General features: G+C 42.8%; 6 protein-coding genes and 1 tRNA gene. 6 read left to right on the top strand and 1 reads right to left on the bottom strand.

What is annotated here, in order from left to right; genetic code table 11:
- Positions 1–290 precede the first annotated feature (290 nt).
- The 5 genes from LMJ53_RS12475 to LMJ53_RS12495 all read left to right on the top strand — a co-directional run bounded on the left by LMJ53_RS12475 (position 291) and on the right by LMJ53_RS12495 (position 6,564).
- The gene (locus LMJ53_RS12475; protein WP_229586460.1) at positions 291–3,401 is read left to right on the top strand and encodes a TonB-dependent receptor; all 3,111 of its coding nucleotides are present in this window, start codon (positions 291–293) and stop codon (positions 3,399–3,401) included.
- Between the two features lie 126 nt (positions 3,402–3,527).
- Positions 3,528–4,160: a uridine kinase gene (gene udk / locus LMJ53_RS12480; protein WP_226752304.1), complete on the top strand. Its 633-nt coding sequence runs from the start codon at positions 3,528–3,530 to the stop codon at positions 4,158–4,160.
- Positions 4,161–4,178: 18 nt separating this feature from the next.
- On the top strand, positions 4,179–5,387 hold the full coding sequence (locus LMJ53_RS12485; protein WP_229586462.1) for a NupC/NupG family nucleoside CNT transporter: 1,209 nt from the start codon (positions 4,179–4,181) through the stop codon (positions 5,385–5,387).
- A gap of 17 nt (positions 5,388–5,404) precedes the next feature.
- Positions 5,405–6,352: an isopenicillin N synthase family dioxygenase gene (locus LMJ53_RS12490; protein WP_229586464.1), complete on the top strand. Its 948-nt coding sequence runs from the start codon at positions 5,405–5,407 to the stop codon at positions 6,350–6,352.
- Positions 6,353–6,478: 126 nt separating this feature from the next.
- Positions 6,479–6,564: transfer RNA gene (locus LMJ53_RS12495), tRNA-Leu, on the top strand.
- A 70-nt stretch (positions 6,565–6,634) separates the two neighbouring features.
- On the opposite strand, the gene LMJ53_RS12500 is transcribed toward LMJ53_RS12495, so the two are convergent.
- Positions 6,635–8,101, bottom strand: coding sequence for a RimK family protein (locus tag LMJ53_RS12500; protein ID WP_229586466.1), 1,467 nt, complete (start codon positions 8,099–8,101; stop codon positions 6,635–6,637).
- Positions 8,102–8,218: 117 nt separating this feature from the next.
- Between LMJ53_RS12500 and LMJ53_RS12505 the strand changes: the two genes are divergently transcribed.
- The gene (locus LMJ53_RS12505; RefSeq protein ID WP_229586468.1) at positions 8,219–9,346 is read left to right on the top strand and encodes a GNAT family N-acetyltransferase/peptidase C39 family protein; all 1,128 of its coding nucleotides are present in this window, start codon (positions 8,219–8,221) and stop codon (positions 9,344–9,346) included.
- The last annotated feature ends 477 nt before the right edge of the window (positions 9,347–9,823 follow it).

The following is a 9,823-nucleotide window of genomic DNA, read 5'->3' on the forward strand; positions in this document are numbered from 1 at the left end:
CAGTAGAAATATGAATAGCTTATGAAGAAAAGCGCTTATCGGTAATTAATCGCCAAAAAAAGATATTTTTTGAGCGTTTTTGCCTCATATTATTCGCATCAGAAATCAGTCATGTTACAATCGTATGACGGGATTTGCTTTGGCAATAGAACAATAGAAAAGTTCCCGTAATTTGGTAAACGTAACGAAAATGACATATTTGTCCGTTATGCTCGCCAGCAGATTGATAGCAATCTTACAAAACTAAATCGGATTTAGCTAAGAACCCACAACTACCAGGTGAAAACGATATGAAAATTAAACATTTAGCGTTGGCAGTGACACTCGCCTTGGGTGTCAGTAATTTGGCTTATGCCGATACATCTTCTGCCATTCGCGGCAATATTGTCAGCCCTACTGGACAAATTGCTTCTAATGCACGTGTAGAAATTCTGCACGTACCTTCAGGTACTCGTTCTGTTGCTGTGTCTAACGACTCAGGTGCTTTCTCTAGTTCTGGTTTACGTGTTGGCGGCCCTTACACTGTAACCATCACCAGTAACGAAGGTACAAAAACTTACGAAAATATTTTTATTTCCTTAGGTGAGACATTTCGTTTAAATGCACAGCTTGAGTCTTCTCAAGTTGAACGTATTGCAGTTACAGGCAGTGCGCTTTCTACTGGTAATAACACAGGTAGCAGCAGCTACTTTGGCGCGGCTGACATTGCCAACGCACCAAGTTTTGACCGTGACATTAAAGATATCGTTCGTAACAACCCATTAGCGGTTTTATCGTCTAAAGACGGTGAGTTAAGCGTTGCCGGTACTAACCCACGTTTTAACAGCATTTCAGTTGACGGCATTGCGCAAAACGATGACTTCGGTTTGAACGCTAACGGTTATCCAACGACGCGTTCACCTATTTCTTTAGATGCTATCGATCAAGTTACTATCGACGTTTCCCCTTTTAACGCTAAAGACAGCGGTTTCCAAGGTGCAAAAATTAACGCGGTGACCAAGTCAGGCGCGAATGACATGTTTGGTTCTTTGTTCTACGAAACACAGAATGACAGCTTGGCCGGCACGCCGAAAAACCGTGGTCAAGATATCCCGTTAGCCTTCGATGAAACAACCTATGGTGCAACCTTAGGCGGCGCTATTGTTCAAGATAAATTGTTCTTCTTCGCGTCTTACGAGTTTTATGAAGCGGATACGCCAATTGAGTGGGGCCCAGCAGGTTCAGGTGCGCCTAACCAAACTGACGCAACCAATGCTCAGTATTTACAAGTTCAACAAATTGCCCGTGATGTTTACGGTGTAGATGCCGGTGCTTGGGATATCTCTCCTGTCACTGACGATGAAAAGTTCTTGTTAAAGTTAGACTGGAACATTAACAATGACCATCGTGCTGCTTTTACCTATCAATATAGCAAAGGTAACCGTACCTCTAACACCTCAAGTGCTGCCGGTGAATTACGTTTATCTTCTCACTGGTACGATCGGGTAGAAGAGTTAAACAACTATGCGTTTAAACTTTATTCAGATTGGACGCCAGACTTCTCTACTCAGTTCAGCATTACTTATATCGATAACCCGACAACACAAGCATCGTACGGTGATTTCGGTGATGTCACCATTTTCACCCCAACCGGTAACATTGCTATTGGTTCAGACGTTTCTCGTCACTCAAATGAACTGAAAAAAGAATCATTAATCTTAGCTATGGATGCCGATTACTTGTTAGGTGATCACAGCATTAACTTCGGTTATCAGTATAAAAGCTTAGACATCTATAACTTGTTCTTACAGCGCACTAAAGGTGAATATCAATTCGCCAGCATCGCTGATTTTGCAAATCGTCAAGCTTCTTTCTTACGTTACCAAAACGCCACTAGCTTAAATCCAGTTGATGCTGCAGCAGCGTTTACTCGTGATGAGCATGCCATTTATGTTCACGATGAATGGGCTGTATCACCAGAATTAGTGTTAGATATGGGTATTCGTTATGAGATGCTGGCATCAAGTGACACACCTAAAGCTAACAGCCAGTCTGAAGCGCGCACGGGTTTCCCTAACACTGAAAACTTAGATGGCACGGGTATCGTGTTACCACGTTTTGGTTTTACTTGGGATGCTGCTGATGACTTAGTGGTTCGCGGTGGTGTCGGACGTTTCTCTGGTGGTCAGCCTACCGTTTGGGTATCTAACTCTTACTCAAACCCAGGTGTAGGTATTGGTGAAGTGACGTTAAGAAGTGGCGCAGATTTATCTAACATCAGTATCACTGAGATCCCACAAAATGTGTTAAACACCGTTGCTAACTCAACACGTTTCGCGGGCACTAACTTCACCGATCCTAATTTTAAACTGCCTTCAGATTGGCGTTTCCAGTTAGCGACTGATTACAGCTTCGATCTACCCATTATTGGTGACAATATTCTGTGGACAGCTGAAGTAATGTACAAAAAAGCTGAAAACACCGCATTCTGGATTGATGCGAGCTTAACGGGTGACGAAGATGGCACAACGCTGGATGGCGGCCGTATCATTTATAACGACCCAGATGGCACAACGACCGACTTAATGCTCACCAACGCAGACAAAGACGGCCGTTCTAAAATCTTCAGCACAGTATTATTTAAAAAGTGGGATAGTGGTGTTTCATTAACTACGTCTTACACCAATCAAGATATTACGGATTCACACACCAGCACCAGTTCAACTGCCGGTAGTAACTACGGTTTCAACACCGCAATTAACCGTAACGAAGCTATCGTAGGCCGTTCAGCGTTTGAAACTGAGCACCGTTTCGTGATTAACTTCGGTTATGAAACTGAACTGTTCGCCGGTTACAAAACTAACGTGAACATGTTCTTCGAGCGTCGTTCAGGTAAGCCAATTACTTACTATGCTGATGGTAATGCTGTTGCAGGTCTGCCAGATCCATATGGTTTGATCAGCCCGGGTACCTTTGGTGATGCATTGTTACCGTACATCCCAACGCAAGGTGATCCAAATGTGCGTTTTGCCTCAGCAGCAGCTGAAGCCACATTCTTCAACACCATTAATGCGCTGGGCTTGGATCAATATGCCGGTGGTTATTTACCACGTGGTGTCAGCACCACGCCTTGGGTAACCACGCTTGATTTAAGTATCCGTCAAGAAATCCCAGGTTTAGTTGAAGGCCATAAAGGTTTAGTTTACTTCACTATCGATAACTTCCTGAACTTACTAGATAGCACCAAAGGTAAGGTATACGGCAGTAACTTCGGTACTATCGAGTTGTTTGAATTCACTATTGACCCAGCAACACGTCAATATGTGTATGGCAACCCATCTACCAACACCAACAACTGGGATACTTTCTACACGCAAGATTCCGCTTGGCGTTTAAAAGTAGGTGTGAAGTACACTTTCTAATACTTGCTTAATTGCATGCTAAAAATGCCAGTCAATTGACTGGCATTTTTTTTAGAAGTTTTTTATTTATATCTGCAGCGTAATTAGCGATAATCGCCAACTGTTTTCTTTAAAGTAAGTGATCTTGTGGGTAAGAATACCATTATCGCCATAGCGGGCGCTTCGGCTTCCGGTAAAAGCTTATTTGCATCAACTGTTTACCAAGAACTAGTAGCTGAACTAGGTGGTGAGCGTATTGCTATTCTGTCTGAAGATGCCTATTACCGTGATCAAAGTCATTTGTCTTTTGATCAACGTATACTGACGAATTATGATCATCCCTCTGCGTTTGAACATTCGCTGTTAGTAGAACATTTAAAATTATTGCGGGCCGGTCAAAATATCGCCATGCCGCAATACAGTTACAAGCTTCATACGCGTTTAGACGAAACAATTAAAGTGCAGGCTGCTAAAGTAATTTTGGTGGAAGGTATTTTATTATTAACTGACGAGCGCTTGCGCGATGAGTTTGATATCACGGTGTTTATGGATACTCCGCTTGATATCTGTTTATTACGTCGAATTAAAAGGGATCTAGAAGATCGTGGCCGCAGCCTAGCCTCTGTTACTGAACAGTATGAAAGCACCGTTCGCCCCGCCTTTTTTGAGTTTATTGCACCTTCAAAACAGTATGCCGACTTGGTGGTTACCCGTGGTGGTAAAAATCAGATAGCGATTGATATTATAAAAGCAAAAATTCGCCAGTTACTGGCAGAATAACAATCAGGGAAATTACGTATGATGGGATTAGTGGGCATTGTTGCCCTGTTACTGGTTGCGTATGTGGCATCGGCACATCGTAGCAGAATCAACTGGCGAACCGTAGGTGGGGCTTTTGCCATTCAAATAGCTATTGGCGCTTTTGTGTTGTATGTGCCTTTTGGACAAGATGTTTTATACAATGTCTCGCAGGTGGTCGCTAACGTGATTGGTTATGCCAATGCCGGCATTCTATTTTTGTTTGGCGACTTGGGTAATTTCTCGCAAGGCTTTATCTTCGCGATCCATGTGCTCACCATCATCATCTTTTTCTCATCGTTAATCGCGGTGCTGTATCACATAGGTGTTATGACGTGGGTGATCCGCTTGATCGGTGGTGGTCTACAAAAACTGCTGGGCACTAGTCGGCCGGAATCGATGTCAGCCGCAGCGAACATCTTTGTTGGTCAAACCGAAGCACCATTAATTGTGTGTCCTTTTATTCCGACGATGACCCGTTCAGAATTATTCGCCGTAATGGTAGGGGGCTTAGCTTCCGTTGCTGGTTCAGTATTAGCAGGTTATGCAGGTTTAGGTATTGAATTAAAATACTTAATTGCAGCTAGTTTTATGGCCGCACCTGGGGGCTTTTTAATGGCAAAAATTATTTTGCCGGAAACTGAAGAGCCAAAAAACGAATTGACAGAAATTGGTGGCGAAAAGCCGCATACTAATTTAATTGATGCCGCGGCATCCGGCGCGTCAAGCGGTATGCAGTTGGCTTTGAATGTCGGCGCGATGTTGTTGGCTTTTGTTGGGTTAATTGCATTAGTAAACGGCATTGTTGGCGGTATCGGCAATTGGATCGGCGTTGAAGGCCTAACCTTACAATTAATCTTTGGTTATGTGTTTCAACCTTTAGCTTTTATTCTGGGTGTGTCTTGGGATGAAGCCCGTGCTGCTGGTAGTTTTATTGGCCAGAAGTTGGTTATTAATGAATTTGTCGCATACCTCGACTTTGTGCAAGTGAAGGAACAGCTAAGCGCGCATACGCAAGTTATTGTAACGATAGCGTTATGTGGTTTTGCTAACTTTTCTTCTATTGCCATTTTATTAGGCGGTTTGGGCGGTATGGCTCCATCTCGTCGAGCTGATATTGCTGAGCTAGGCTTAAAAGCTTTGCTTGCGGCAACATTAGCGAACTTAATGAGCGCTGCTATTGCAGGGTTCTTTTTTTACTTAGGCTAAAAAAACAGGTCTTTTATATGACACAGCATGTTCCAACGTTAGATATAAGACGGTTTGCCACCGACAAAGAAAACTTTGTTGCCGAAATTGGCAAAGCCTACACTGAATTTGGATTTTGTGGCATCAGTGGCCACGGTATTCCAGATGAAGTGGTAGAGAATACCTATAAGGTCATCAAGCAATTTTTTGCCTTACCTACAGAGCTGAAAGCTTCGTATGCCAAACCTGAACAAGGTGGTGCTCGGGGTTATACCGCAGTGGGTGTTGAGAAAGCAAAAGATTCCAATCATCCCGATTTGAAAGAGTTTTGGCATGTTGGTCGTGAACTGGATGGTGCAGCACCGCATCCCAGTTTATATCCAAATATGTGGCCGGCTGAAGTACCTGGCTTTAAAGAAGCCTCTTCAACCTTATTTACTGAGTTAGAAAAACTGGGTAATCGCGTATTAGAGGCGTTAGCCTTGTATCTACAGCAAGATCAGCACTATTTTGCAGATAAAGTGAATTATGGTAACTCCATTCTACGAGCTATCCACTATCCACCGATTAAAGATACGGCAACCCAATCGATCCGTGCAGGCCAGCATGAAGATATTAATTTAATCACTTTGCTCGTTGGTTCAAACGAAGCCGGTTTAGAGATTTTACGCCGTGATGGTAGCTGGTTACCGGTTACCACCATTGAAGGTACTATAGTGGTGAATATCGGTGATATGTTACAGCGCTTAACCAACCATGTGTTACCGTCGACAACACATCGAGTGGTTAATCCAGCGGGAATGGCTGCGAGCGAGCCACGTTATTCTATTCCGTTTTTTATGCATCCTAATCCTGACTTTGTTATTGAAACGTTAGACAGCTGTATTAGTGAAAAACGACCAAACTTATATCCAGAGCCGATTAACTCAAATGATTATTTGATGCAGCGGCTGGAAGAGATTGGTTTGCTGAAAAAAGCGAAGTAATAAAGGCTTTGCTCAGCAAATAACCGAACATGAAAAAACGTGCAGAATAGTTGAATCGAGTAGTTGACTAGTTTATTTGAATCGCTATACTGCACGCCATGTTAGGTGCTGTGCACAAAACATAACGCAGATGTGGTGGAATTGGTAGACACGCAAGCTTCAGGTGTTTGTGCCCACAAGGCGTGAGAGTTCGAGTCTCTCCATCTGCACCAATTAACCGGCTTTCGCCGGTTTTTTGCTTTTTAGTGTTCGACTTTTTGGTAAAAGGCTTTGCTCAACGGGCTAGCGGGTTAATTCAATCCGTCGAATAAAATCTTCTACTAGCATATCGTATAACTTATTTCCCAGATAAAGATCCTCGACACCATCATCAATGTTCGGGTTATCGTTCACCTCAATTACAAACACTTGTTCACCCGCTTGTTTTAAATCAACACCATACAAACTATCACCAATAGGTTTACAGGCAGCGAGTGCGGCAGCAAGCACATGCTGCGGCACGTCGGCAATAGCACAAGTACTAAAGCCACCACTTTGTGTTTTAGTCTTACCATGTTTGTAGATTTGCCAGTGGTTCCTTGCCATAAAGTATTTACAGGCAAACAACGGTTGACCATTTAAAACCCCAATACGCCAATCAAAATCGGTAAAAGTATAACGCTGCGCCAAGATAATCGCACTTTGCTCAAACAGCGCGGCCAGTTGAGCTTTAAATTCAGTCAACGTAGACACTTTAACAACCCCCCGAGAAAAGCTGCCATCAGGGATCTTCAGTACCAAGGGTAAACCAAAGGCATCGGCTGCTTTTTCTAGGTTATCGTGGTCATGTTTAAATAACATTAAGCCATCTGGGCTGGGCACATTGTGTTGTTGAAATAAAGTTTGCAGATAAACTTTATTACCACAGCGTAATATCGAGTTAGGATCATCAATCACCGCTAACCCTTCACGCTCTGCTTTAACCGCCATATGAAAGGTATGATGATTAACGGCAGTCGTTTCGCGTATAAATAAACCATCGAATTCGGCTAATCGATGCATATCTTTCGCAGTAATATGTTCGATATCCATTGCCGCGCGTTTTGCCGCTTTAGCAAATAACTCTAAAGACTTAGGTGTGCAGGGTGGGAATTTCTCAGTGGGGTTAGTTAACACAGCCAAATCATATTTGAATTTAAGATTCTTAGGCTCTAAACGCCATATTTTATGGCTGTAGCGTTCTAACACTTCGGCAAAAAAGCTTTGTTCTGTTTCCGTTAGTTTATGTACCGCCCCTATCTTGATTGACTTAATTTGCCACTGTACTTTTTTTTGTAGCTCAACCCTAAGTACCGGAACGGGCAAAGCTTCAAATAGATAGCTGGCAAATTTGCGTAAAGCTTTAAGTTCTGTTTCACCAAAATAGATATTAAAAGTGAGCTGCTCTTCTGTCGACTCCGTCAGTGCTTTAGCCAGTTGACTGCGCAGTTGGCCAGGCAGTTCTTCAATAAGCTCTGAAATCTCATGTCGATTAAATTTATTAAAAGCTCTTAATGAAGGCATCACGTGGTGATTATTGGCTTCTGCTAAGAGCGAGCAGTAATAACCGGTACCGAGATAATGCGCTTGGCGACATAGGTTAATCACTCTAACTCGCTGTGCTTGCTTTGGTCGCCATTTTAAATAGTCGGGTAAACTCATTACGCCATCATATTGATAAAAGGGCGCCCAATCTTGCAGTTTGTCGACAACGATAATCAGTTTTGCCATAACACCATCAGTTTGTTTGAATTTTAGGTTCTTTCACAAGTATCGGAAAGGATCTGGCATATTGCTACTATACTAGTTAATAAAATTAGAATTAACGTGCCTCAGCAGGAGTCCGTATTGTCAGATGCTCAAGTTCAACCTTCTTTATTTGCTATTTGTGCAGCAGAAGTCACCGATATTGCGACCTTGGTTGAGATCGAGCAAGCTTGTTTTACCACTGATAAGCTAAGTGTGCGCAGTTTTCGGCGTTTTATCAGTGAAAAGCGCAGTGACTTATATATAGCGCGTTATAAAAACGAGATTGTCGGTTATTACTTACTGCTTTATCGGCGAGGCACAAGTTTGGCTCGACTTTACTCAATTGCCTTATTACCCAGTGCTCGAGGAACAGGTATTGCTGCGCAACTATTAAAAGATGCGGAAGAAAGAGCGTTAGAGCGGCATTGCGCTTTTATGCGATTAGAAGTTCGACCGGATAATGCGGCGGCTGTTCGTTTATATCAAAAACTGGGCTACCATCCTTTTGGCGTCAAACTTGATTTCTATGAAGATCATACTGATGCGTTATGCATGCAGAAACAAATCCACCATTTCCCCGCCATTGCACATCAGCGTTTAGTACCTTATATACCGCAATCGACACCTTTTACCTGTGGTCCTGCTTGCCTATTAATGGCTTTTAATTACTTTATGCCAGAGCAATATACGCCAGAGCATTTAGAAATTGATATTTGGCGAGAAGCCACTACGGTATTTATGACATCAGGTCACGGTGGTTGTGGTCCTTATGGTTTGGCGTTAGCGGCTGAGCGCAGAGGATTCGCCAGTAAAATATATGTCAATCAAGCAGGGCCGTTGTTTTTAGATACGGTGCGTACCGCAGATAAGAAAGCGGTTATGCAACGTGTCTATCATGCCGACCACAGTAAAGTGCTTACTGCGAATATTCCGTTAGCTATAGTTGAGCCTAACTTAGTTTTGATCCAACAGTTACTCGATCAGGGTTATATCTTGTTAGTACTGATCAGTACCTGGCAATTTGATCGCTCCAAGGCACCGCATTGGGTAGTGGTATGTGCCATAGATGAATTCTTCGTCTATATTAATGATCCTGATGTAGCAGACATTCCTTGGCTCTCAAATAGTGAGCGCCAATACATCCCCATCAGTCATTTGGTTTTTCAAAAGGCCTTTGGCTTTGGTAAAAAGCGTTTAAAAGCGATTGTTGCGATAAAATCGCGCTAATAATAAACGTTTTGCTGGGATTTTCAGCAGTCAGTTAAAACCTTAATAAAAAGCGCTTGCAGGATATTTAAAAGGTCCTATAATGCGCGCCATGCCACGGGGGATGCGGCGAACGAGAGTTCAGCGAAACCTGAGGTGATAAAGCGAAGTTGCAAAAATCTTTAAAAAAGACGCTTGACAGCAGAGTTTAAATCACTAAAATGGCCGCCTCGCTTCAGGGTGCTGATGAAAGCCTCGAAAAGCGAAGTGAAGTAACAAGAGTCTGGTGTGATGATAAGTTTTAAAAAAGAATTATCTTCACGCTTGACTTAAAATCTGGTAGGTGTAAAATTCGCCTCCCGCTTTGAAGTTCAAAGCACGCTCTTTAACAATTCGCAATCAATTATCTGTGTGGGCACTTATGATGATGTTCGTTAAAACGAAATAATCAGTATGAGTGACCAAGTTATAAAGATTTAGTCAGTAATGCTGAGCTGA

The organism is Rheinheimera sp. UJ51 (assembly GCF_020819615.1).
GTDB classification, from domain to species: domain Bacteria; phylum Pseudomonadota; class Gammaproteobacteria; order Enterobacterales; family Alteromonadaceae; genus Alishewanella; species Alishewanella maricola.

Coding starts and splice junctions, on each gene's coding strand:
- LMJ53_RS12475 (WP_229586460.1), top strand. CDS start 291: ATGAAAATTAAACATTTAGCGTTGGCAGTGACACTCGCCTTGGGTGTC.
- LMJ53_RS12485 (WP_229586462.1), top strand. CDS start 4,179: ATGATGGGATTAGTGGGCATTGTTGCCCTGTTACTGGTTGCGTATGTG.
- LMJ53_RS12490 (WP_229586464.1), top strand. CDS start 5,405: ATGACACAGCATGTTCCAACGTTAGATATAAGACGGTTTGCCACCGAC.
- LMJ53_RS12500 (WP_229586466.1), bottom strand. CDS start 8,101: ATGGCAAAACTGATTATCGTTGTCGACAAACTGCAAGATTGGGCGCCC.